This window comes from Flavobacterium sp. N2550, from assembly GCF_025947265.1.
GTDB lineage: Bacteria > Bacteroidota > Bacteroidia > Flavobacteriales > Flavobacteriaceae > Flavobacterium > Flavobacterium endophyticum.
The window spans coordinates 2,825,109-2,850,434 of sequence record NZ_CP110007.1; the positions used below are offsets into that span (position 1 = coordinate 2,825,109).

The 25,326-nt window shown below is 38.6% G+C and carries 23 protein-coding genes; 15 read left to right on the forward strand and 8 right to left on the reverse strand.

Annotated features, from left to right (window positions below; all coding sequences use genetic code 11):
* Nucleotides 1–250: 250 nt before the first annotated feature.
* Nucleotides 251–646, forward strand: coding sequence for a hypothetical protein (locus OLM56_RS12475; RefSeq protein WP_264527191.1), 396 nt, complete (start codon nt 251–253; stop codon nt 644–646).
* 392 nt (nt 647–1,038) lie between these two features.
* On the opposite strand, the gene OLM56_RS12480 is transcribed toward OLM56_RS12475, so the two are convergent.
* Nucleotides 1,039–5,385: a T9SS type A sorting domain-containing protein gene (locus tag OLM56_RS12480; protein ID WP_264527192.1), complete on the reverse strand. Its 4,347-nt coding sequence runs from the start codon at nt 5,383–5,385 to the stop codon at nt 1,039–1,041.
* 434 nt (nt 5,386–5,819) lie between these two features.
* On the opposite strand from OLM56_RS12480, the gene OLM56_RS12485 reads away from it, so the two are divergent.
* Complete coding sequence (locus OLM56_RS12485) at nt 5,820–6,380, forward strand: DUF6642 family protein (protein ID WP_264527193.1); 561 nt, start codon at nt 5,820–5,822, stop codon at nt 6,378–6,380.
* A 56-nt stretch (nt 6,381–6,436) separates the two neighbouring features.
* Here the strand turns inward: OLM56_RS12485 and OLM56_RS12490 are convergent, their stop codons facing one another.
* On the reverse strand, nt 6,437–7,879 hold the full coding sequence (locus OLM56_RS12490) for a glycosyltransferase (RefSeq protein WP_264527194.1): 1,443 nt from the start codon (nt 7,877–7,879) through the stop codon (nt 6,437–6,439).
* Nucleotides 7,880–8,304: 425 nt separating this feature from the next.
* Complete coding sequence (locus OLM56_RS12495; protein WP_264527195.1) at nt 8,305–8,619, reverse strand: hypothetical protein; 315 nt, start codon at nt 8,617–8,619, stop codon at nt 8,305–8,307.
* Nucleotides 8,620–8,849: 230 nt separating this feature from the next.
* Here OLM56_RS12495 and OLM56_RS12500 point away from each other — a divergent pair, with 230 nt between their 5' ends.
* Nucleotides 8,850–9,269, forward strand: coding sequence for a hypothetical protein (locus tag OLM56_RS12500; protein ID WP_264527196.1), 420 nt, complete (start codon nt 8,850–8,852; stop codon nt 9,267–9,269).
* Nucleotides 9,270–9,435: 166 nt separating this feature from the next.
* Here OLM56_RS12500 and OLM56_RS12505 read toward each other — a convergent pair whose 3' ends face one another.
* Nucleotides 9,436–11,412 (reverse strand): dehydrogenase E1 component subunit alpha/beta, encoded by a 1,977-nt coding sequence (locus OLM56_RS12505; protein WP_264527197.1) that lies wholly within the window; start codon nt 11,410–11,412, stop codon nt 9,436–9,438.
* Between the two features lie 191 nt (nt 11,413–11,603).
* On the opposite strand from OLM56_RS12505, the gene OLM56_RS12510 reads away from it, so the two are divergent.
* The 8 genes from OLM56_RS12510 (at nt 11,604) to OLM56_RS12545 (ending at nt 17,541) form a co-directional block, all read left to right on the forward strand.
* Nucleotides 11,604–12,554, forward strand: coding sequence for an isopenicillin N synthase family dioxygenase (locus OLM56_RS12510; protein ID WP_121377100.1), 951 nt, complete (start codon nt 11,604–11,606; stop codon nt 12,552–12,554).
* 182 nt (nt 12,555–12,736) lie between these two features.
* Complete coding sequence (locus OLM56_RS12515) at nt 12,737–13,069, forward strand: translation initiation factor (RefSeq protein ID WP_121377102.1); 333 nt, start codon at nt 12,737–12,739, stop codon at nt 13,067–13,069.
* 71 nt (nt 13,070–13,140) lie between these two features.
* Nucleotides 13,141–14,013, forward strand: a complete 873-nt coding sequence (locus OLM56_RS12520; RefSeq protein WP_264527198.1) for a nucleoside phosphorylase — start codon at nt 13,141–13,143, stop codon at nt 14,011–14,013.
* Complete coding sequence (locus OLM56_RS12525) at nt 14,013–14,459, forward strand: DinB family protein (RefSeq protein WP_264527199.1); 447 nt, start codon at nt 14,013–14,015, stop codon at nt 14,457–14,459. The genes OLM56_RS12520 and OLM56_RS12525 overlap by 1 nt, the downstream gene beginning before the upstream one ends.
* A gap of 8 nt (nt 14,460–14,467) precedes the next feature.
* Nucleotides 14,468–15,316, forward strand: coding sequence for a substrate-binding domain-containing protein (locus OLM56_RS12530; protein ID WP_264527200.1), 849 nt, complete (start codon nt 14,468–14,470; stop codon nt 15,314–15,316).
* Between the two features lie 24 nt (nt 15,317–15,340).
* On the forward strand, nt 15,341–16,276 hold the full coding sequence (locus tag OLM56_RS12535) for a transglutaminase (RefSeq protein ID WP_264527201.1): 936 nt from the start codon (nt 15,341–15,343) through the stop codon (nt 16,274–16,276).
* A gap of 108 nt (nt 16,277–16,384) precedes the next feature.
* Nucleotides 16,385–16,957 (forward strand): DUF3575 domain-containing protein, encoded by a 573-nt coding sequence (locus OLM56_RS12540; protein WP_121377106.1) that lies wholly within the window; start codon nt 16,385–16,387, stop codon nt 16,955–16,957.
* Nucleotides 16,958–16,968: 11 nt separating this feature from the next.
* Entirely contained in the window at nt 16,969–17,541 is a 573-nt protein-coding gene (locus tag OLM56_RS12545) for a hypothetical protein (protein WP_264527202.1), read from the forward strand.
* Between the two features lie 3 nt (nt 17,542–17,544).
* On the opposite strand, the gene OLM56_RS12550 is transcribed toward OLM56_RS12545, so the two are convergent.
* Nucleotides 17,545–18,210: a uracil-DNA glycosylase gene (locus OLM56_RS12550; RefSeq protein WP_264527203.1), complete on the reverse strand. Its 666-nt coding sequence runs from the start codon at nt 18,208–18,210 to the stop codon at nt 17,545–17,547.
* 148 nt (nt 18,211–18,358) lie between these two features.
* On the opposite strand from OLM56_RS12550, the gene OLM56_RS12555 reads away from it, so the two are divergent.
* Nucleotides 18,359–20,530 carry an endonuclease MutS2 gene (locus OLM56_RS12555; protein WP_264527204.1) on the forward strand — a complete coding sequence of 724 codons (2,172 nt, stop codon included), beginning with the start codon at nt 18,359–18,361 and terminating at the stop codon, nt 20,528–20,530.
* A gap of 5 nt (nt 20,531–20,535) precedes the next feature.
* On the forward strand, nt 20,536–20,949 hold the full coding sequence (locus OLM56_RS12560; protein ID WP_264527205.1) for a thiol-disulfide oxidoreductase DCC family protein: 414 nt from the start codon (nt 20,536–20,538) through the stop codon (nt 20,947–20,949).
* A gap of 53 nt (nt 20,950–21,002) precedes the next feature.
* Here OLM56_RS12560 and OLM56_RS12565 read toward each other — a convergent pair whose 3' ends face one another.
* Nucleotides 21,003–22,061 carry a T9SS type A sorting domain-containing protein gene (locus OLM56_RS12565; protein WP_264527206.1) on the reverse strand — a complete coding sequence of 353 codons (1,059 nt, stop codon included), beginning with the start codon at nt 22,059–22,061 and terminating at the stop codon, nt 21,003–21,005.
* 110 nt (nt 22,062–22,171) lie between these two features.
* Nucleotides 22,172–23,227 (reverse strand): chorismate synthase, encoded by a 1,056-nt coding sequence (aroC, locus tag OLM56_RS12570; RefSeq protein WP_264527207.1) that lies wholly within the window; start codon nt 23,225–23,227, stop codon nt 22,172–22,174.
* 138 nt (nt 23,228–23,365) lie between these two features.
* Between aroC and OLM56_RS12575 the strand changes: the two genes are divergently transcribed.
* Entirely contained in the window at nt 23,366–24,190 is an 825-nt protein-coding gene (locus OLM56_RS12575) for a UDP-2,3-diacylglucosamine diphosphatase (RefSeq protein ID WP_264527208.1), read from the forward strand.
* Nucleotides 24,191–24,331: 141 nt separating this feature from the next.
* Entirely contained in the window at nt 24,332–24,820 is a 489-nt protein-coding gene (locus OLM56_RS12580) for a hypothetical protein (RefSeq protein WP_121377114.1), read from the forward strand.
* A 50-nt stretch (nt 24,821–24,870) separates the two neighbouring features.
* On the opposite strand, the gene OLM56_RS12585 is transcribed toward OLM56_RS12580, so the two are convergent.
* The gene (locus tag OLM56_RS12585; RefSeq protein ID WP_264527209.1) at nt 24,871–25,326 is read right to left on the reverse strand and encodes a protease complex subunit PrcB family protein; all 456 of its coding nucleotides are present in this window, start codon (nt 25,324–25,326) and stop codon (nt 24,871–24,873) included.

Sequence of the window (25,326 nt, forward strand, 5' to 3'; positions counted from 1 at the left end):
TTTTAAGAAAAAGCGAAAAGACAAATTGAGAGCCAACTTCTTTTATATTTTTGCAGGTGTATTTAATTTGTATGTTTTTATCATTTGGCTTATTTGTCTTTTCTTAAAATTACTTCCAGCTGATACGCCTTTAGCATTTTATATGCTTGGGAATCTCACGATAGCACTATTCATTGATTTTGATATTTACTATAAAAAATAAGTATAGCGTCATAAACGGCAATCACACATCTATTTAACCAACAGCAACATGTCTATCACAGAATTCGAAGAATATAGAAAAATGGTTATAGGCAGGGTCCTGACAAACTTATTTTTCACGAAACAAGACGGCCCCTATGATTATATGCCCGGAATATCGCCTGCTTATTATTTTTGGACTGTTATGGAACTGGACAATAGCACAAAACTCCGCTTCGGGAATGACTATATAGTGGAATGGGATGGTAAAGAAGAATTGATTGTCTTAACAAATTATAATTGGGAACTACCCGAGGATATCATTTTTAAAAACCAAAAAATAACAGACTTAATAAAAGATGATTACGACCAATTAATCTTCCATTTAGAAAACGGAATAACAATAATTCATACTATCGACTATGGTGATGCATTGTTTATTGAGAACCAAACTAATATGCAATAACATCCAAAGCTATAAATTAAGCATACATATCAAAAAAATTGCCTATTATCTTAATCTTAATTTTTTTACGCTTTCATTACATAAAATCTTATAATATCACTTATTCTACTACTGTCTTCTTGCACTTTTCTTCTAGGTGAGTCCATAGTGAGTCCATAATGACTCCATAAAAAACATTATTCTTATAGACTCACTATAGACTATAGAGTCAGTATAGAGTCATATGCAATGCAACAAAAAGAAAAGCCAAATAAGAATTAGACATTCTAGGAAGATTATAAATAAAATCATGTCTTACGAACATAAAAAAATCCCAAGAGAACTAATTCTCTTGGGATTTTAATTTTTAGGTTCAGGGTTTATCTAGCTTTCCCTGCTCCTATTGGTATTACTTAGTTTTTAACCAATTTGAAAGTCGCAGTACTTGCACCATTCTCTAGTTTTGCCGTGTAATAACCCGCTGACAGATGTGAAAGATCAATTACGTTATTCTCTTTCGGAGTCAGGACTGCAGTGAATACTTTTGCACCCAATAGGTTGTACACATTAATTGAAGAATAAGGTGCGCTTTCTTGGCTCAAATCAATATTGAACAAATCGCTACTTGGATTTGGATATACCTTTATGTTGCTGAAAGTTGGATTGGTATCGATTTCAGGCTCGCTTACATATACTACGCCTGTACCTCTTGACTGCAATCCTGAATCGCCAGAAATTCTGGTAACAAATCCTGCAGATAATCCGTTAAATGTTTTGAACCTTCCGCCTACGATTACCTTACCGTCTGGTTGTAGTTTTAACGCTCTGATATGATTATAACAGAACGGACAGCTAGAAGAACCTGGCAGGTCTGTTGTTCCAGAGCCGATACTGAATGTAGTATCCCATGTTCCGTTGGTGTTTAGGCGTATCATCTTTTTCACGGCACTTCCGTTAAACGTAGTAAACTCACCGCCAATAATGATCTTGTTGGTAACCGGTTCCATGATTACGGTATTGATCCCTCTATCTACACCTGTAGTAGTATTAAAAGTCGGGTCAATCTGTCCGTTAGACAATAAACGCACGATACATTTTGTATTGGTACCGTTGTATTTAGTGAAGCCACCCACAACTACGATTTTGCCGTCTGGCTGCACAGTTGCTCTTGTTAATGGACTGTATATAGAAACGTCTAGATCTTGATAATTTATCGTACCAGCAGTATCTCCTGCCAAGAATCCAGCATCCAATGTACCATTAGCATTCAATCGAACGATATTTTTTGCTGTAGCGCCTGCAACCGGAGGAGAGAATACACCTAGTAAAATGATTTTTCCATCAGGCTGTACAGTTATCGAATGAACAACCGATCTGAAATAGGTATTCAATTCTGTAGGATTAAAGGTAGCATCAACTGTACCGTTAGACAGAAGCCTAGCAATTCCTAGTTTTTGTACGCCATTATAATAGTAGAAGTCACCTCCTACCAAAATTTTTCCGTCTGTCTGAATAGCCGCTGCATGACCGATATTGTTAGAAAGACTTGGATGTCTTGCCGTGCCTACACCACCTACGTTAAAGCTGGTATCTACACCTCCATCAGGTAATAGTCTTGCTACACATGAAGTACCTCCAAATATAGGATTGGCTGCTACTACAATAACTTTATTGTCAGATTGTATCGCCATTCCTCTTGCTTCTTGATTTCCTGTATAGGTAAAAGCAGGGTCTAAAGTAAGATCGGTATTCAATCGGGCCATATTAATTTTCGACACGTTGTTGTAGGTCGTAAAGTATCCTGAAATGATAATCTTGCCTGTAGACTGCAATCCGATATTATTAACCGAATTGTTAGCTCTTATGCCTGGCAATGTGCTCGTACCGTTTACCACGATAACAACAGTTGCCGTATCTGTTGCATTACAGTTTCCTGTACCACTTAATGAATATGTCAAAGTATACGTACCTGATGGAGTATTAGCAGGAACATTAATCACTCCAGTACCGTCAATACTAGCTCCAGTAATAGAGATCGGATTCACCAAAGCAAAAGAAACATTTGATAAAGATGCCGGAGTAGACAATACGCCATTATAGTTATCATTTGAATAGACGCTAGGAGTAAGTCCACCTGTGATGCCATTTACTGGTATGCTTGAGAAATTGTCATTTACAGCGTCTACAGGAATCGTGTTCGTAGATGTTGTAGTTACGTTGATTGTGTCATACAATGTCGTAGGACAGCCGCTCGAATTGGTATACGTATACGCAATAGTGAAAGTGCCTACGCCCGTTACGGAAGGATTGAAAGAATAAATACCACCCGCTACTGATACGCCAGGACCAGAGAAAACTCCGTCTGTATCTACGTCAGACAGATAGACGCTCAAGTCATTCAGCCTTTGTGTGCTGCATACGGCAGTTGGAAGTTCAAATGTTGCACCGTTAGTAGGGATCAACACTACATTGTCTAGATAGTATCCTCTAAAGTGTTGCTGATAATCATCAGGACCTTGGTTATTGTTATTATAAGTACAACTTGTGTTATTTACTGCAGCAGTATTGGTTACAAGTCCTGCATTGTTTAGCAATCCTAAATATAAGTATTGTTCGCCTCCTGTAGTTGTAGTGAAGGTAAAGGTAATCGTATCCCAACCACCACTATTTCTTATTATAGAAGGGGAAGTCAGCAGATTAGCCGGATTCGGAATGCTTACATCCATATTAGAATTTATAGGCAACACAGCAGTATTGGACAAATAAGCCTGCAAATAGCCTGCATAGCCGCTCATTCCATCACATAGAGACACATCAAAGCTTAGCTGATAAGTAGTGTTGGCCGACAAAGGTGCTTTTAACATTGTATACAAATGCTCCTTGCCTCCGTGACGGCTAGTTCGTATTTGAGCATAACCGTTACCGATATTATTGTTTGCTGCTTGAAATCCAAATATGTTACAAGGAACACCAACCCAAGACGCAAAAGTAGTCGAGCCTGGCAATACAAGCCCATTAAAGTAAGATGGAGAATATTGCGCATTGGCATTTGGATAGCTCCACCCACAAGCTCTTATTATTTGGCTAATTTGAGTAGGCAATGTAGAATATTGCTCAAAATCACCGTTCATTACCATATTGCAGGCAGTAGGTGTCGGACTGCATCCACCAGGATTTGGCGGCGGTATGATATAAACATATAAATAGGTAATATTACCTCGCTGTGTGCCATTTATCGGAACATAACGCAACAAATGCAAACCAGGGACTGCCGTCGTAAAGTTGACTGTCGTACCCGAAGTACCTGCTGTAGCAGAAAGCGTCGCTGCTCCAGTAATGTCTTGAAGACATTCGAATCCTGTAGCATTTACATCATTAGACAAAAGTATGTTTCCTGATATAGCCACATTTGTACTAGTACCACCAGTTGTAGTGATTGCGCCTGAAAAAGTATAGGAGCCGTTTGCACTTACACCATCATTCAAACCTGCTACGATAATACCGCCGCAAACTGTGCCTCCATAATTGAAGAAACCACCGCTTGTAGTGCTCGAGCCATAAGTAGTCTTTACGCTATAGCCCATATCACATAAGGTTCTTCTCTCTTCTGCTTTTAGGTATCTTTTGGTAACACCTTTCGCGATGCTATTGCTTACTACGAAATATGTATCATTGCCATTAGGACTGGCACATGAAGGATATAACATGTCTTCAAAATGGCTCAAGCTACTTCCTAATTCAAAGCAAGTTGGCGTATAAACTGGCACGGTAGACGATCCTACGTATCTTATAGCATTGTTGCAAACCGTAGTGTTAAGCGAACCTGTACCCAAATTGTCTGGCAATGTACAACCCGGACGCAATACTGTTGGCGATACGGCAGAGTTGAAATTTACGTTATACATAGAGCAACCTCCAATTGTCAACAAAGGCACATTGGCATTTGTTCTTAAAAAGGTATCGTATCTGCTGTAATAGCCCGCTCCTGTTATAGAAGCTCCATTCTGATTGATAAAGCTGCCAAAGCCTAAAGCATGCGTTACTTCGTGAAGTACTACAGTATACAAATCATACAAGTTGCTAGGCGCATTGGTTGTTAGGTCAGTATGCCATTGGATATTGGCATCGGCAAAATTAAAAGCAATCTCCCCATGATACAGATTGACTGAACTGCCTAAATTGGTATAAGAATCTTGGCCAAGATGTATGGTCTTCCATATCTCGCCATCCAAGATGCCTCCTGTAGTGATGCTGTTATTGCTAGGCGCAATATAGTAAGAAGACGCAGAACCTAAAACTCCTGCCGGAGCAGAGCCAGAAGCAATATCTTTCACCCAGATGTTTACTTTTTTTCCGCTAGCCGTCAGCGGGGAATTGATAAAATTGGAAAGGTCTTCAAAAACTTTGCAGACCACTGCCCTACGGGCGTTGTGAACCGGATCCGCTGTGTTTTCCATTCCACAGCCGTCTTCAAAGTATAAATTAAAGTAGGAAGTCGAAGAGCAGGTAATCTGTTGTGCTCTTTGCAACATCCTTCTTCCTGGAGTAATGATCATAATGTCCGAAAGAGAATGCTCTTTACCATATCGGTCGTATACTTTTTCAAGTACGCCCTCTGGTGACAGTTTTGGATCAAATAATACAGGTTTCGGCTCGAACTCAATAGGAATGGTTCCCCGTTGAGAATAACCTGTAAAAAAGCTCATCAGCATCAAAAATGCTAATAAAAGCTGTTTTGTCATGTGTTTGTTTTTTTTCATACGATTGGATTTAGGGTAGCTAAGTTAACGAAAATTAACATTTATTAATATTTTTTTAATAAGAAAAAGAATACTTTTAAAAACCCTTTATTTACGTGGCTTCGCACATTGTTTTCTTATAATTTTGACTTTCAATTTGCGATAATTTAATTTTTTTAGCATCAAAAAAATCTCAATACAAAGTACAAATAGATTTTATTTTTTAGATAAATAGCTTACTGTGTTATCCTTATACTAGTTTTATATACAATCGGTATTGATTAGTTTTTTGAAGAGTTTTAGTATCGCAATGCGCGAATCCTATTTTAGTTTTCCTATATAAATAGGCTGCTGACAGGTACGGAAAGCCAGTCGGAACATACTTGTAAAAACACGACATTTCTGATTCAAATAAAATCCTACCTTTGCCCTACTCCTTCAAAAACATAATTTCTATGGATTATGACAAATTTATCTTCTGCCTTGAAGCTGTTCCCGATATCGAAACAGAAACTACGACCGATGCTTTTAAAAGCCTAGAAAAACTTGCATTACAGACAGGTATCGACAGCATTTACAAAACCTGCGATACAATTGAAGGACTGGAAGAAAGCTTAAACGTTTTGCTTTATGAAGACCATAATTTCAAGAATTATGAAATCATCTACCTGATCATGCCTGGTGAAGGAAATACGATCTGCCTGAACAATTATTATTACAGCCTCGAAGAGATAGCCGAAATCTTTGAAGGAAGAATGAAGGGCAAGATTCTGCATTTTGCTAATGCAAAGCCTTTGGATCTAAGCGAAGAAGAAGCGCAATATTTCTTAGATATTACGGGAGCTAAAGCCGTTTCGGGCTATGGAATCACTTACCGCAAGGCCACGAGCAGCCAGCTCGATAATGTTTTCTTCAGTCTGTGCCAAGATGAAGATGATGTAGTCGAAATTGTAGAAACACTACATGAAAAATATTATGCAGCCTGCAAGGTGTTGGATTTTAGGCTGTATTATTAAATAGCAACAGCCGCTTTTACAAGCAGCTGTTTAAAATCTTTTATCTGTTTTTGAAATTAACGCGTCAGCCAGCCTCTCCTGCCCGCCGTAGCTATCGCATAAGGCATGATCCAGAATAATCCGAAAGTATATAAGAGGCTGTACGAATAGGCCCATAATGATTCTGAAAAATTATGACGTTTTGCATAGAAAAACACAGGGAAACTCGATAAGATCAGGATGCCCAAAAGCGTTGAGCTAAAAAACAGTACGGGGTGTATCAGTATAAAATACAACATGAATAACAGGAACGGATAGGCCATAGCAATAGTCAAGAACTGGTTGAGAAATAACAGCCTCGCTCCTACTTTAGGGCCTTTTCTAAAATTCGTGAAGACAAATTTCGACATCATCAGGTTTTCTCGTACGTTGCTTCTGCCCCATCGGATAAACATTTTTGACAAGCCACGGTATTTTTCTGGCACGTTTGTAAGCACGTAAGCATTTCTCTGGAACAGCACATGATGGCCTTGCTTTAAGATCATATTGGTCATGGCACGGTCTTCACCTATGTCTGAAGCTTGTCCCATAAACGTCTGATTGATCCATTCTTCAAGGCAGGCAAATACGGCCGTGCTGCGGTAAGCCGCCAATGCACCTGGCGTACAAAGCACAGAGCCGACTCTGCTTTCTGCCGAACGTATAAATTCAAAGCTCATCACAAAGCTCACATTGAGCATTTTCGGAAGCATCGCTTTTTCATTGTTCAATACCTGAACATTTCCGGCCACTGCACCGCAGTTTTCATCCACTACAAACGGGCTGACCAAATTTCTAAGAGTATCGGTCTTTACGATAGAATCGCTATCAATCGTTACAAAAATTTCTCCTGTGCCCATATTAAACCCGCGGTAAAGCGCATGTCGCTTTCCTTTGTTTTCGGGCTGCTGATAAATTGACAATCGGTCGCCCAATCTTTTTTTGGCTTCTTGCATCCAATACCAAGTATCATCCTTGCTTCCATCATCGATTGCTAACAACTGTAGTTTTTCTTGTGGATAATCGCTTTCAGCTATGCTCAGTAGCGTATCCCATACCAGCTTGCCTTCGTTATACGCCGGAACGATTACGGTGCACGTCGGCAGTTCTTCATCGGTTACAGACTTGATCGGCTTGTAGCGAAAATAAAGGTAAATATTATAGAGCATAAAGCCCGCCTTGAAGAGCAGCAATACGCTGGCAAGAACCAAGAAAGGAAATCCTATGACCGAATTTAGACGTTCGATATTGAATTCGTAAAATTCGGGCTGCAATTCATACGCCAGATAGGCACCTGCCATCAGTAACAGGAAAGTACCTGTTAATACCATCAAGTTTGCCTTTCTGGGATAGCTCAAAAAGAGCATTTTTTCTAGGATCAGGCTGTTGATTTTAAAAATAAAGCTTGTCAATCCTTGTTCGTCGGCATGGATATCATTTTGGGGGTAAAATTTTGTAGAAGTAATTGTTTCACTTTTCATGCTATACTACTTAAATTAATAATGGGTTTGGTGGTGTGTCGTACGAAGGTTTTTTTTCTTCCTAATTTTCTGTTGAGGAAAACCGTAATGAAATGTAAGTAAGCACGTACAGCAACACGATTAGCAAGCCTCGTGCCATTTGGCTTATCCTCATAATTAGGGGCTTTAGAGCACTTGTCGTTTCCACAAAATGTAGATTTTTTTAATAGAGAACAACACAATTCCCCAATGCAATTGTGGATTTTTTGTATGATTTAGATTGAAGAAGTAACTGCTCAAACCTTAGTAATTATACTTTTTATGGACATTATTGTTTAGCAGACATAGCTTTTTCGAGTATAAAAAAAGCCACTCAAAAGAGTGGCCAGGGAAAATAGTCAGGAAATTTTTGAATAGGCTACTTGTAAAAAAGTGGTAGTGTTCGGTTAATTTTTACAGGGATATTGCAGCTTTATGTCTTGAATAATCAGTTCGGCGTTAGTTTTGTTTCCGGCAGGAATAAAAAAATAAGAATAGATGATGCCGTCTCCAAGATCGGTTTTCATAAACTCCATCATGTCTCTATGATAGGCAATGTAGACCAGGCTGTAGCGCTTGGGTAAAAACAGGGAGCAGGCGATGCATACCAAGTCGGTTACGGGTAATATTTCTAATCTGCTCGGCCTGAATTCCCAAGCTTCATACGTTTTGCTCAGCCCTTCTACTTTGCTTTTGGGATGCAGGAACTTACAAAAGTTCATGATTTTTCAATATATGAGAAACGATCATTTTTTACTTTTTCAACAGCTAAATGTATTGTTTTTATTAAAATTCATGATGCCCTGGTGAGTAGAATTATTACTACATCTTTAAACAAACAGATTCGATTCAATTTTTCTTCTTTTCATTACAAAATACTTACCGCTTCTTTCACTTTCGACTGTAGTATTGTAACGGCTTCTAAATTTGCGGGCTTTTAAAAAACTTAATTATGAAAAAAATTACGCTTTCCTTATTCCTCCTTGTCCTTTTTGCCACCCAAATCGCAATAGCGCAAACGATCGAACCAGCCTATCCAATTCCTAAAGAATCTAAAGTGACATTTGGCTTTTTTGAAGGAACTGTTGTCGCAGGCTATGTAGATAAAGGCGGTTTCCTAAATTTTACGGGGCCAAACGTCAGCTTCACCTCTGGGAAATCAAAACTATTGCTAGGCATGCTTCCTTCGCTGCGCTTCAAGGAAGACAAATCGCAAGTAAAAAATTCTTTTGTCATGCCTACGCTCGGAATGGGACTTACGTACAGCTATAAAAAACTAGCCCTACAGGTACCTCTGTATTATAATGCCAAAACAAGTACGGCAGATGGAAAATGGAATGTCGGTATCGGAGTCGGAATAAAATTGAAATAAGTAAAAAAAGAAAAAGACATGGACAATTAGTTTGCGTGGTTCATGTCATGGAACACCAAGCCAATCATGTGTGGGCAGATTCAGATGATCCGAAACGTTTTCCTGAAAAATAGACGACAAAAAAAGGTGTAGATTTCGCTACACCTTGTTTATTTATATCTAAAATCTAGTACGCCATCAGCTCTTTCAAAACATCTTCAAATCGGCTCTTTGCCAAGAATTGGTCTTCGAGCGCTTTTGTAAACGGAATCGGCGAATCAAGGCTCGCTACACGTTTTACAGGACCGTCAAGATATTCGAAGCAATGCTCCATAATCATGGCAGAAATGTCGCTGGCAACGCCGCCAAACATTGTATCTTCTTGCAATATGATTGCTTTTCCTGTCTTTTTTACAGAAGCAAAAATAGCTTCGGTATCGAGAGGCTGCAACGTTCTCAAATCTAATAAGTCTGCAGAGATTTCCGTATTTTTTGCCAAAGTCTCCAAAGCCCAATGCACGGCAGCTCCAAAGGCAATAATAGTTACGTCTTTTCCTTCTTTCAGCAATGATGCTTTTCCTAGCGGTAATGTGTAATAATCTTTAGGAACGTCTTGGTATACGCTTCTGTACAATTGCTTGTGCTCAAAAAACAAAACCGGATTCGGATCGTTGATCGACGTATTTAAAAGTCCTTTAGCATCATACGGGAAGGCTGGATAAACTACTTTCAGGCCAGGTGTTTTAGTAAACCAAGCTTCATTGGTCTGCGAGTGGAAAGGCCCGGCTTGGGTTCCGCCACCGCAAGGCATTCGCACTACGACATCGGCATTTTCGAGCCAACGGTAGTGTGATTTTGCCAAAAGATTTACTATTGGATTGAAGCCTGTCGATACGAAATCGGCAAATTGCATCTCTACGATAGCCTTATGCCCGTTGATTGAAAGTCCCATTCCTGCAGAAACTACGGCACTTTCGCAGATTGGCGTATTGATGACTCTTTCTTTTCCGAACTGCGCCACAAAGCCGTCGGTAATTTTAAAAGCACCGCCATATTCTGCAATATCCTGTCCCATGATCACTAGGTTTTCATGACGTTCCATTGACTGCTTCAAACTGGTTGAAATAGCGTCGATCAGACGGATATTTACTTTTTTATCCGAAGGAGTAACTTCTTCAAAACCATAAGGTTTATATACATCATTTAATTCTCCTTCATAAGTAGCTTCAATTTCTGGCTCGGCCTGAACCATTGCCCAATTCTCGTCAATTTCTTTCTTGATTTCGGCACGAATTTCTTCGTCAAGTTCAGAAGTAAGCACATCTGTTTCTGAAAGGTATTTTCTGTAATTGTCTACCGGATCTTTGATTGCCCATAGATCCATTAATTCCTGAGGTACATATTTCGTACCGCTGGCTTCTTCGTGGCCGCGCATTCGGAATGTCTTGAACTCTAATAGCACAGGTCTTGGCTTTTCGATCATTGAAGCTTTAAGCTCTGAAAGCTTATTAAAAACTTCCAGAATATTATTTCCATTGATAATATGCGACTCCATGCCATAGCCGATTCCTTTATCAGCCAGGTTTTCGCAACGGTACTGCTCGTTCGTAGGTGTCGATAGCCCGTAACCGTTGTTTTCGATTACAAACATTACTGGCAATTCCCAAACCGACGCAATATTCAGTGCTTCATGAAAATCGCCTTCACTGGTAGCGCCTTCGCCTGTGAAAACTGCTGTTACCTTTCCGTTTTTCTTTAATTTATTTGCCAAGGCGATTCCGTCGGCAACTCCCAATTGAGGGCCCAAATGCGAAATCATTCCTATAATCTTATATTCTTGTGTCCCGAAGTGGAACGAACGGTCGCGTCCTTTTGTAAAACCATTAGCTTTTCCTTGCCATTGCGAAAACAAGCGATACAATGGGATATCTCTTCCTGTAAAAACGCCAAGATTTCTGTGCATCGGAAGAATGTATTCGTCTTTGTCTAAAACGGCAGTAACGCCGCAAGCGATTGCCTCCTGCCCGATTCCGGAAAACCACTTGGAAACTTTTCCTTGACGGATCAAGATGAGCATTTTTTCCTCAATCAGTCGGGGCTTTAAAATTCTTTTATATAAGTCTAACAGTTGGTCGTTGGTCAGGTTTTTTCTGTCGAAATTCATAATAGTTACGAAAAGGTTTGCGTGTTTTTTAAGTTGTCCAAAAGTATAAAAAAATAACAGCATAAACTCGTAATGTTACAGAATTTTCAATTGTTGATAACTTTTGAAATTAAATTCTCAAAATAATCTATACATTTGTGATAACAAGGCTTGACGCCTAGCAAAGTTATTAACATATATTTTTAAAGAGTATGCAAAATATTCCTAGTGTTGACTTGCGTGATTTCCTTTCGGATGACCCGAAACGTAAACAAAAATTTGTAAATGAAATCGGAAAAGCTTTTGAAGACATTGGCTTCGTGGCTTTAAAAGGTCATTTTTTAGATGACCAATTGGTAGATGAATTGTATGGCGAAATCAGAAATTTCTTCGCCCTGCCATTAGAAACCAAATATAGTTATGAAATTCCAGGAATTGGAGGACAGCGTGGTTATGTTTCCTTTGGAAAAGAACATGCTAAGGGAAGAAAAGAAGGTGACTTGAAAGAATTCTGGCACTTCGGACAGTATGTAGACAAAGATTCAAAATGGGCTAACGAATATCCAGACAATGTTGAAGTAAAAGAACTTCCTCGTTTTAATGTTGTGGGAAAAGAAGCCTACCAAATGCTTGAGAAAACAGGTATTTATGTACTAAGAGCTTTAGCCCTACATTTAGGATTGGATGAGTTCTATTTTGATAAATATGCCGAAGAAGGCAACTCCATCTTAAGACCTATCCATTACCCTCCGATCACACAAGAGCCTGAAAACGCGATTCGTGCTGCAGCTCATGGCGATATCAACCTGATTACCCTTCTTATGGGTGCTCAAGGACGTGGCTTGCAAGTACAAAACCACAATGGCGAATGGATTGATGCTATTGCAGAACCAGACGAATTGGTGATTAACGTAGGTGATATGCTTTCAAGACACACAAATAACAAGCTGAAATCTACAATCCACCAAGTGGTCAACCCACCTAGAGAATTATGGGGCACTTCGAGATATTCTATTCCGTTTTTCATGCACCCAGTAAGCGACATGCGTTTGGATTGCTTGGAAAACTGTATTGATGACCAAAATCCAAAACTATACGAAGATATTTCGGCTGGAGAATTCCTTCACGAACGTCTGGTTGATTTGGGATTAATCAAAAAATAAGTTTTACATTTATACTTTAATTAGAAAGACATTGAGTTTTGCTTGATGTCTTTTTGATTTTTTAGAATATGAATTTAGGCACGAACACCTATTTTTATAAGTCGTATTCTACAAAAATTATCAAAAATAAAATCTGCGAATATCAGTGCGATCAGCACGTATCCGCGTCCAATTAAATGCATATGGACTTACAAGACCAATTAAAAAAACTATTCCCAGACCACGAACCGTCTGAAGAAATTGAAGAAACTGCCGCAGAACCCAAAGAACTCTGGGTACAGAACGAACCGATGATTTGCAAATTTGAAAAGCGAAAAGGAAAGCCTACTACCATAATCGAAGGTTATACAGGCGCGGACGAGGATTTCAAGATCTTAGCCAAAGAACTGAAAACCCGATTAAGTGTAGGCGGCACTTTCAAAGACGATTCGATTATCATTCAAGGCGATTACCGCGATAAGATCATGGCCATCCTTAAAGAAAAAGGCTTTAAGGTAAAACGTGTTGGCGGATAAGAACGACCTACCTCCATTTACAAACAAAAAACTTAGTAACTCAGCAACTTTGCCTTAGCAACTTATAAAAAATGATACAATCCTCAGAATTAATATTAAACCCTGACGGTAGCGTCTACCACCTGAATCTAAAACCAGAACATATTGCCAATGATATCATCTTTGTAGGCGACCAAAACCGCGTCGAGAAAATAACGCAGTTTTTCGACAAGATCGAATTTTCTACACAAAAAAGAGAATTTAAGACGCAGACAGGTATCTTCAAAGGAAAAAGAATTACTGTAATGTCAACTGGAATCGGTCCTGACAATATCGATATCGTAATAAACGAGCTCGATGCCTTGGTCAATATCGACTTAGAAACCCGTCAGCCGAAAAAAGAACTGACATCGCTGAACATCATACGTATCGGAACTTCAGGGTCATTGCATAAAGATATTCCTGTAGATAGCTTTGTCATGTCTAAATTCGGACTGGGCTTAGACAATATGCTTCGCTCCTACCTAATCGACAGGATTTCGGAAGATGCTATAGAAGAGGCCTTTATTCATCATACAAATTGGGACATCCGAAAAGGAAAACCTTATGTGATACGATGCAGCGAAACACTGGAAAAACTGATTGAAAGCGATAAAATCTTTGAAGGAATTACCGCAACTGCCGGAGGATTTTATGGCCCTCAAGGACGCGTACTGCGTTTGGAAATCCAAGATCCTCAGCTAAACGGCAAGATGGATAATTTCAATTTCAACGATAACAGGATTACCAATCTTGAAATGGAAACAGCAGCCATCTACGGATTATCTGCCCTGCTCGGCCATAATGCTTTGTCATTAAACGCTATCATCGCCAACCGTGCAAGCGGTACTTTTAGCGAAGATCCTTATAAAGCCGTAGACGAACTGATTGCTTATACTTTAGACAAAATAGCACAAGGCTCCTGATGATGCAAGATGTAATTCGTAAATTCGAGAAATTGCTGGACCAAAATCTTGACTATATCAAGAAGGCGGACAAAGCAGTTTTAGAATTCCAACCAGAAAATAAATGGTCTAAAAAAGAAATTTTGGGACATTTAGCTGATTCCGCCATCCATAATCTGGTACGATTTACGGAAATACATTATGTTGCAAAGCCTTATGCTTACAGAACTTACAACCAGAACGACTTGGTTAAAATCAATCGTTATCAAGAAATCGATATTGAGGAATTAGCACAGTTATGGCTTTCGATCAACAAGCAGATTTTAAGAGTTTTTAAGTCCGCAAGTGAGGAAACACTACAGTATGAAATCGAGCTCAACGACAAGTCAATCGTCAACCTAAGATTCTTGATGACCGATTATGTTGACCACCTAGAACACCATATCAACCAAATAAAAAGCAACTAGTTAAAAAGATGAAAACACTAAAAATAGCAGGAGTACCAGAGCATTTCAATCTGCCTTGGCACCTTTGTATCGAAAATGGAGAATTTGAATCGCAAGGTATTGATTTGCAATGGACTGATGTTCCGGAAGGAACCGGAAAGTTGTGCCAGATGCTACGCAATGGCGAAACCGATATTGCCGTAATCTTGACAGAAGGAATTATCAAAGATATTGTAGCTGGCAATCCAAGCAAGATTGTGCAGGTATACGTACAGTCGCCTCTTATCTGGGGCATCCATGTAGACGCTGCTTCTGACTATAAAACGCTTTCTGACCTAAAAGACACCAAAGCTGCCATCAGCAGGATTGGTTCCGGATCTCAGCTTATGGCCTATGTCAATGCCCATAATCAAGGATGGAAAACAGAAAGCCTGCAATTTGAAATTGTGAATACTATAGATGGCGCAGTTGAAGCATTATCAAACGGCACAGCTGACTATTTTATGTGGGAACGTTTCATGACCAAACCCTTGGTTGACAAGGGCACATTCCGCAGAATAGCCGACTGTCCTACTCCGTGGCCTTGTTTTGTAATTGCCGTTCGAAATGAAATACTAGAAAATGATCCAGGTAGCATCGAAATATTGTTGGATGTAATCAACCAAACGACCGAAGAATTCAAGGATATTCCAAGCATCGACAAGACTTTATCTTCTCGATACAATCAGAAAATCGAAGACATCCGAGAATGGCTTTCGTTAACAGAATGGTCGCAAAAGCCCTTGGATAATAAAACGTTAAACAATGTCCAAAATCAGCTATTGGAACTTTCTCTTATTGATAAAAAAGGTACTTTTGCAGATATAGCAAAAATCTAATCGTAGATTGGCCTTTGGGTTGATATGGTAAAACAGAGTAACATAGACTTTCAAAAAATAAAGGAGAAGCTTCAGGTCAAAAAACCTTGGGACAGCGTCATTATTTTTGTGCTGAATATTTTGATTGCTATTCCTGTTTTTATTATCATCCACCAAAACATTATTGACCCGAACTGGTATTTCCACATCGATAGGATTTTGCTTTTTCTGCTCGTAGTAGTAGCTATTCAATTGGTACTGAGACTAATGAAAACCATTATCATCCTTTGTATCGCCTTATATCTTATGGCCTTGATTTATGGAAGCTTGTTTGGCAACTATGGTTTCAATAGCGTTTTTGAAGACTATCGTTCTATGGTCTATAGTATGTCTGAAGACCCAAATCCACAGGACATAATTATTTCAAAATTATTGCCATTTCCGAACAAGTCAAAAATCCTAAACGCTATTGAATATGACAATCCGAAAGTGCGAAACTTTGCATTGCTGGCCACTACTAAATATTTCAGGAATGTAAAAGGCTACAGTGAATACCGACGTCAAATCCAGAGTTTTGCGGTTTTCAAGGAAATACAGAGCCGTTGGAATTATGTAAGTGATCCGAAAGGAAAAGAATATATTGCCCGCGCGACAGAATCCTTGATTCACTTTTCAGGTGATTGTGACGACCATGCCATTCTTATGGCAGCCTGTGTTCGTGCAGTAGGCGGTACACCAAGGCTGATTCACACTGGAGGACATATCTATCCCGAAGTCCTAATAGGAAACAAGACGGCAGACTTAGAGGCAATCAACTATTTAATCAAAGAAGTACTTTTCAAGCAAGAAAGCAAGGGCAAGGAAATCCATTATCATATTGACGAACGCGGCCAGATTTGGCTCAACCTTGATTATACTGCGACCTATCCCGGCGGACCGTTTATGTCTGAAGAAATTCTCGGTGCTTTGACTTTGAATTAATCCATACCAATATAATTAAGGGAATTTGGCAAATTTATTTTATGTACTGTCTGCTCAAAATCAGGCAATCTTTTTTCTATATTTACAGACAGTTTCAAAAACACGACTATGAAAAAATGGCTCTTCATTGCATTAATCGCCTTCCAGTTTTCAAATGCTCAGGACGGTTCTAATATCCTTGCTTCCAAACAAAACGAAGTCAAGTTTGATGTGCTGTCTGCTATCGCATTTTCTAAAATTCATATCAGCTATGAGCGCTTCTTAAACGAAGATTTTTCTGTCGGTATTAGCGGCGGATTCCAAGACAGCAAGAACGCGAAGGAAGATTTCGATAAAGGTTATGATCGTACGCTGCCGAAATACGAGATCAATCCTTTTGTAAGATATTCATTGTCACAAAGCCAAAAAAGCTTCTATTTTGCAGAACTATTTGTTTCAGCAAACGGAGGGAAATATAGAGAATTACAGCGTTTTGTAGACGAAGCTGGTAACGGTTATTATGACACTTTTGAAGATAATTATACAGATGTAGCCATTGGCGGTGCTGTAGGATATAAGCTGTACATCCAAGAAAAGTTCGGACTTGAATTGTTTCTGGGAATGGGAAAAAATCTTTTCAATACCGACAAAAGTCCTGAAGTAGTACCGCGCGTCGGCTTAAACTTTGGCTACCGATTTTAATAAAAAATACTATGAAAAATATAAAGAACTTATTACTCGCAATTATCGGACTCGCACTGTTTGCAGGCTGCGGTGATGATGACGAATTTTACAATTCCAAATACCTTTCTTTACCGAATCTGATAGCGATAGAACACCAAAACAGTTTTGCTGTCGGCGATATGCTTTGGGTGAATACGAATTTCTCAAGATACCAACCAGAGCCCAACCAGACGACTCCTCTAGATCTTTTTAGGACTACTGGCGGTGCTTCTTTCAGTTTTGTGTATGGACTGGAGAAAAAGACAGGAACTGACACGTGGACGCAGCTTGATATCCAAAATATAATAGAAGATGAAGGGGATGCTGTAGTCAATTATTTTGTGATTGCCGAAAGTATTTATGATCCTGCTTCGCAAAATTATAAGTTTAGAGCTGGAATTCCGCTGACACAGGCTGGCGAGTATCGGTTGGTTTTTGGATTTACAGAAGTATCGCAATTAGAACTGTCATCAAACAACAGCACGTCTGAAGACACTTTTCTGACGATACAGACAACAGCCAATAACGTATCGGGAGGCTATTATAATTTTACCGTACAATAGCGTCTACCACTCGATTTCCTTTTTGCCTAACGACTTCAAGTAATCATTAGCCTTGCTAAAATGCTTGTTGCCGAACCAGAATCCTCTGTTGGCGCTCAAAGGCGAAGGATGTCCCGAGGTAAGAATCAAATGTTTAGAAGTGTCGATCAAAGCTCTCTTGTTTTGGGCAAAACCACCCCAGAGCAAAAAGATAACCTGCTCCTTTTCACTTGAGACTTTCTGAATTACGGCATCAGTAAAGGTTTCCCAGCCTTTCTTTTGATGGCTTCCCGCTTCTCCTTTTCGGACAGTCAATGTTGCGTTTAAAAGCAGTACGCCTTGATCAGCCCAGCGTTCCAGATTTCCCGTTTTTGGCAGAGGCTTTCCTAAATCGCTTTCGATTTCCCTAAAAATGTTATACAAAGAAGGGGGAAAAGGAATTCCGTCGTTAACAGAAAAACAAAGACCATTGGCTTGGTTTGGACCATGATAAGGATCTTGCCCGATAATTACGACCTTAACATCGTCAAAATGACAATGATCAAAGGCAGCAAATATCTCACTTCCCTTAGGATAACAGGTATGATGGGCATACTCTGATTTCACGAAATCAATAAGTTGATGGAAATAAGGCTTTTCAAATTCTCCAGCCAAAACGGCTTTCCAAGAAGGATGTATCTTTACTTGCATATAACGCGGGTTTGGTTACAAATTTCGGAAAGTTTAGCAGAAAACAAACTAAAAAATATAATTCATTTCACACAAAAGGCAAAAACTTTGTAAGTCCCGATGGCTTTGTTTTTTGTACTTTTGTATATAAAATTCGCTTAAAGATAAAATGACCAGCATAACAGACAAGACATTACAAGATTTAGAATTTAATACCGTCCTGCAAGCCATTTCAGAAATCTGCAATACAGATATCGGAAAGGAAAAAGCATTACAGATCACGCCTTTTCGAAACAAAAAGGACTTGATGGATGCCTTGCACCAGACCTCAGAATATGTTTCCTCATTCACGAATAATAATGCGATTCCGAACCACGGATTCGAAACCATCAGCAATGAAATAAAATTTCTTGCCATAGAAGACAGCTTTTTAGAGGTTGGCAGCTTTCGAAAGATTGCGGCCATTTCAGATACCGTAAACGTATTATTGCTTTTCCTGAAGAAATTCAGCGATTATTATCCTATACTGAGCGAAAAAGCCGCCACAGTAGAGTTCACAAAATTTATCTCCCAAAAAATTGACGATATTGTTGACAAATATGGTGAAATCAAGGATAACGCATCACCCGCCTTGGTCGATATCCGCAGAAACATGAACATGGTTCGCGGAAAGATAAACCAAAGCTTCGGTATGGCATTGAGCCAATATAACGGACTCGGCTATTTGGATGACATCAAGGAAAGCATTGTAGAAAATCGCAGAGTACTCGCTGTTTTAGCGATGTACAGGCGAAAAGTAAAAGGTACAATTCTTGGAAATTCAAAGACAGGAAGCATTACGTATATCGAACCAGAAACCACGTTGAGATTTTCAAGAGAGCTGAACAATTTGGAATACGAAGAAAAAGAAGAAATCACAAGAATCTTAAAACAGCTGACGAATGATATCCGTCCGTTTTTAGAATTATTGAAGGCCTACCAAGAATTCTTAAGCGATATTGACGTAATAGCCGGAAAGGCCAAATACGCAAACAGAATCAACGGAATCTTGCCAAATATTACCGAAGAGAAACGACTTTATTTTAGAGAAGCCTTCCATCCTATCCTTTATCTGAACAACAAAAAGAAGAACGAAGTTACTTTTCCGCAGACCATCGAACTGACCAACGAAAGCAGAATAATTGTCATTTCGGGTCCAAATGCTGGGGGAAAAACAATTTCGCTAAAGACCGTCGGATTATTACAGCTGATGTTGCAAAGCGGTATGTTGATTCCTGTTCATGAACGAAGCGAAACGTTCTTGTTTGACCGAATCCTGACCGATATTGGAGACAATCAGTCCATTGAAAATCACTTGAGTACCTACAGCTACCGATTGAAGAACATGAACTATTTTCTCAAAAAGTGCAATGCGAAGACCTTGTTTCTTATTGATGAATTTGGTACGGGTTCTGATCCAGAATTAGGAGGTGCTTTGGCTGAAACGTTCTTGGAAGAATTCTATCACAGAGAAGCTTTCGGAATCATAACTACACATTATTCCAACTTAAAGATTTTAGCCAACGAATTGCCTTATGCTTCTAACGCTAATATGTTGTTCGATGAAAAATCATTAGAACCAATGTATAAGCTGATTCTCGGTCAAGCGGGAAGCTCTTTTACTTTTGAAGTGGCGCAAAAAAATGGCATTCCGTACGGATTAATAAATCGTGCCAAGAAAAAGATCGAGGGCGGCAAAGTACGTTTCGACAAGACAATTGCTACGCTCCAAAAAGAACGTTCTAAACTAGAGAAAACGTCGCAAAATCTGAAAGAAGAAGAAACCAGAGCTCGTGAAGAAAGCAAGAAGATGGAGAACATCAATTCAAAAATCCAAGATAAGCTGGAGCGTTATCAGGAATTATATGATGCCAACCAGCGCTTGATCTACATGGGACAAAAGCTAGATGATATTTCTGAAAAGTACTTCAACAATAAAAACAAAAAAGATCTTATCGGAGAATTTCTAAAGATGGTAGAAATTGAGAATTCGAAAAGAAAAAAGGTTACGGTTAAGGAAAAAAAGGCCAAGGAGATTATCCAAAAGCAAATCATTCAAGAAGTAGCCGTAAAAGTAGAAGAAATCCGAGAAGAGAAGAAAGAAAAGAAAATTAAAGCCATCAAGCAGGAAGCCAATAAACCTAAGCCTGTCTTAAAGCTGGGTGACCGCGTTAGAATGGTCGACGGAAAAGCGATAGGAACGATTGATAAGATCGAAAAGAACAAAGTTACGGTCAATTATGGCATATTTACCTCAAAAGTAGATTTAGAAACATTGGAATTAGTAGAAGCTAAGAAATAAAGGCTATGACAAACTTACCACAAGATAAAAAGATAATCCTGTTTGACGGAGTCTGCAACCTCTGCGATTCTTCCATACAGTTTATCATCAGGCACGACAAGAAAGATCTTTTCCGTTTCGTGGCGCTGCAGTCAGAAATAGGTATGGAAATAATTAAACATATTGGTGTGGATACTTCTAAAATAGATTCAATCCTTCTGTACGAGCCAGGTAAAGCCTATTATTATAAAGCTGAAGCCGCCTTAAAGATTGCAAAAGAATTAGGTGGAATTTATACAGCTATTAGCTGGTTTGGTATTCTTCCTAATTTTTTGACCAATTCTGTGTATGATTATATCGCTAAAAACCGATATAAGTGGTATGGAAAAAAAGACGCCTGCATGATACCTACGCCAGAATTAAAAGCTAAGTTCTTATAATAAAAAAAGCCAAACTTTACAGTTTGGCTTTTTGATTTTATCTAAACAATAAATTAGTTTTTGATAATTTTTTTAGTTGTAGATCCTTGATCAGAGTTGATGTTCATCATATAAACACCAGCAGACAAATCAGAAATATTAACTTGAGCAGAAGAATCTCCGTTCAATTCTACAGTTTTAACTGTACGTCCGTTCAAATCTGTAATGCTAACTGAATTCAAAGAAGAGTTCAAATCGCTAGAAATATTTACTAAACCGTTAGATGGGTTAGGATATACAGAGAATTTAGAAACTGCTGCAAAATCATTAGTGCTCAACAAGTCAATTGTTGGAGTTGCAGTAACTACATAATTATCATAGGTATTTTCAGAAACGGCAGCATTTGTAGTAGGAACAGCTGAACTAAAAACAACTCTTTCTGGCTGGAACGGACCTGCATAGTTAGCCTCATTTATACCTGCGTTAAATCCTGGGCCTTTCCATACTACTTCACCAGTTGTTGTATCATATGCCACTCCTAATCTGTACCATGTATTATCTTCCAAAACAATTGGAGTTGCCGCAGATGCGCCCAAGCCTACTAAATAGGTACCTAGAGTAGCGCCATTTGTTAAGTAAGCAACTCCTGATAAAGTTTTAGTACTTGGAACATAAGCAAATCCTCCTACGATTCTTAGAGAAGCTCCATCAACTCCGTAAATAGACATACCATTTTGAGCTGTACTAGTAGAAGCTGCACCTGTAAAGAAATCAAATTCTAATTGAATAATGTCATTTCCTGTTGTTCTAGCAGTCCATGCATCATCCATACCCGCTTTAAACATAAAACGTGATCCTTTATTTCCGTTTGAAGATACGATTTTTATACCGTTTGAGCTTTGTCCAGATGTAATTACTTGGAAATTAGTAGGTCCAGAATTAGTTCCTGTTGTTGGAGCTGCTCCATTAGATGATTGTGTAAACCAACCGTCTTGTCCTGCAGTTACACCAGTCATATCAGTCCCTATGTTTCCTACTGTCAATGTATTAAAATTATTCGATTCTAATACTTGAGCATTTACACTAAAAAAAGAGCCAAATAAAAGCCCTGCAAAAAGTAATTGTTTTTTCATATTTCTTAAATTAATGATTTGGTCACGAAATTAACAATAAAAACAGACAAGCATACAATTTTTATTGTTAAAATATATGCTTTGATGTTGTTAAAAGAATCTTTTTTCGATTAAATTGTATTAAATAGATAATAATCTGCTATAACTAATGCTGCCATTGCTTCTACGATAGGAACAGCTCTAGGAACTACGCACGGATCATGCCTCCCTTTTCCTTGCATTTCCACTATATTTCCTTGTGCGTCTAACATTTCTTGCTTTTGCATAATTGTGGCCACTGGCTTGAATGCAACCCTAAAGTAAATGTCCATTCCGTTGCTTATTCCTCCTTGTATACCCCCCGAAAGATTGGATTGGGTAGTTCCATCTGGATTGTAAAGATCATTGTGCTCACTTCCTCTCATTTTTGCACCACAAAATCCGCTCCCATACTCAAAACCTTTTACGGCATTGATAGACAGCATGGCTTTTCCTAGTTCCGCATGCAGTTTGTCAAAAACAGGCTCGCCCAAACCAATCGGAACGTTTTGAATGACGCATGTAACAGTTCCTCCGACAGTATCTCCTTCTTTCCTAATTTCTCTGATGTAATCTTCCATCTTTTTCGCAGTAGCTTCATCTGGACAACGAACAGGGTTGGTTTCTGTTTTAGAAAAATCTAAGGCTTGGTAAGGCTTGTCAATAAAAATATCTCCTACAGACGAAACAAAAGCATTAATCTTAATATATGGAATGACTTGTTTTGCAATCGCACCTGCCACTACTCTGCTTGCCGTTTCTCTTGCTGAGCTTCTTCCCCCACCTCTGTAATCCCTGATTCCGTATTTTTTTTCATACACATAATCGGCATGACTGGGTCTATAATTGTCTTTTATATGAGAGTAATCGTCTGATTTCTGATTTGTATTGGGTATGATGAAACCTATCGGGGTTCCTGTAGTCTTTCCTTCAAAAATTCCAGAAAGAAACTGTACTTCGTCGTCTTCTTTTCGTTGTGTTACTATAGCAGATTGTCCAGGCTTCCTGCGTGACATCTCAAATTGGATGGCTTCAAAATCTAGTGTAATTCCGGGCGGGCATCCGTCAATTATGCCACCTAAGGCTTCTCCGTGCGATTCTCCGAAAGTCGTTACTCTAAATAAATTTCCAAAACTATTTCCTGCCATTTTTACTTTATTTTACAACAAATGTAGGGATTCTCACGGAGATTTAAACTTAATTAAATCATCACTATATGTTAACATTCTGGTAAGTATCTATTCATAGATGTTTTATTTATTTGCTAAACTTTAAAGCACAATACGTTGAAAAAAAGAATTGTTGATTTAGTAGTAATCTCAGATGTCCATCTGGGCACTTTTGGCTGCCATGCGAAAGAACTTCATAATTATCTTTGCACAATAAAGCCTAAAACATTAATCTTAAACGGCGACATAATCGATATCTGGCAATTCCGAAAATCTTATTTTCCGAAATCGCATTTAAAAGTAATCCGAAAAATTTTAGACTTCGCATCAAAAGGCACGCAAGTATATTATATCACTGGAAATCACGACGAGATGTTACGAAAGTTCAGTGATTCTAAAGTCGGTAATTTTTCGATTATTGACAAGCTTGTCCTTGATTTAGACGGACAGAAAGGATGGTTTTTTCATGGTGACATTTTTGACTCTTCTGTACAACATGCCAAATGGATTGCTAAACTTGGAGGCATTGGTTATGATTATCTTATTCTTCTTAATCGTTTCTTTAATTGGTGTTTAAAAAAAATGGGGAAAGAACCTTACTCTTTTTCTAAAAAAATAAAATCTGGTGTAAAGTCTGCGGTAAAATTTATTTCAGATTTTGAGACGGCTGCTATAGATCTGGCTATTGAAAACAAATATGATTATGTAATCTGTGGCCATATTCATGAGCCAAAAATTTTAAACCAGACTAATAAAAAAGGTAAGACCGTCTATCTAAATTCTGGCGACTGGGTCGAAAACTTAACAGCATTGGAATATAACAAGAAGCGCTGGAAACTCTACAGGTATTCCGAAAATGTAGAAATTGTTGAAGAAGACTATCTCGAAATGGAAACGAAATTAAGTGAAAAGCTGATTTCTGGCTTCATTTTTTCAAAATAAGGCAGAAAAAAGGCTTTCTATTTTTGTTTGGTTATCAGTATTTTACAAAAAAAATCATTTTTTTCTTGTTATAAAATTCACAATTTAACGTTTTTTGGCAATATTATTGCTACCTTGTATTAAACTCTAAATTAAAATTTTATGAAAAAACTGTTTTTATCGGCTTTTATGCTGGCTGGGATGGCATTTAGCGCACAGGCACAAGAAATTTCAAAAAACGCATTAGGTTTGCGTCTTGGTGACAATGATGGTTTTGGTGGTGAGATTTCTTATCAAAGAGGTTTATCTAGCAACAACCGTCTGGAAGTAGATTTAGGCTGGAGAGATAGCAATCACGTTGATGCTATTAAATTAACTGGGGTTTACCAATGGGTATGGAATATCGAAGGTGGTTTCAACTGGTATGCCGGCGTTGGTGGTGGTCTTGGTACTTGGAGCTACGATTATCGAGGAGCTGACGATAGCGGTACATTCTTCTTTGCTGCTGGTGACATTGGTATCGAATATAAATTCGACATTCCTTTGATGCTTTCTTTAGACTTCAGACCTGAACTTTATTTCAATCATGATGATTTCAGAGATGATAGCTTTGGACCAGATATCGCTTTAGGTATCCGATATACATTCTAAAAATACCTTTATTTATAAAAAGAAACATCCCGATAATTCGGGATGTTTTTTTATTGAAAGATAATTTCCTTGGTCGAATTGATCTTGACTATCGTATAAGGACTCGTAAAAGACATGGTGACAATATCGCCAGAGCCGGGCTTGGTTTCTTCTACGGCTACATATATCTTCCCTCCTTTTTCAGAAACATTTTTTACTTTGATGGCATAGCCGCCAGAACTTTTTTCTCCCATAAACAAGGCAACAATTCTTTCTTTTGAAAAGTCTACTTTAGGAACCTGAGGATCATTGACAGCTTCGTATAATTTTACCAACGAAGCATTGTCTTTTATAATTTCATAAGACTTCTCTGTTTTACCTTGATAAGCTGATTCGCTTAAAATCTGGTACAAAGCTGTAGAAGGATTTTTTTTACCATCAGCTACAGGTTTTTGGTCAGTTGTCTTTTTTGTGCTGTCACAAGAAAAAAGCAGGACAATAAACGGCACTAAAATTAATTTTTTCAT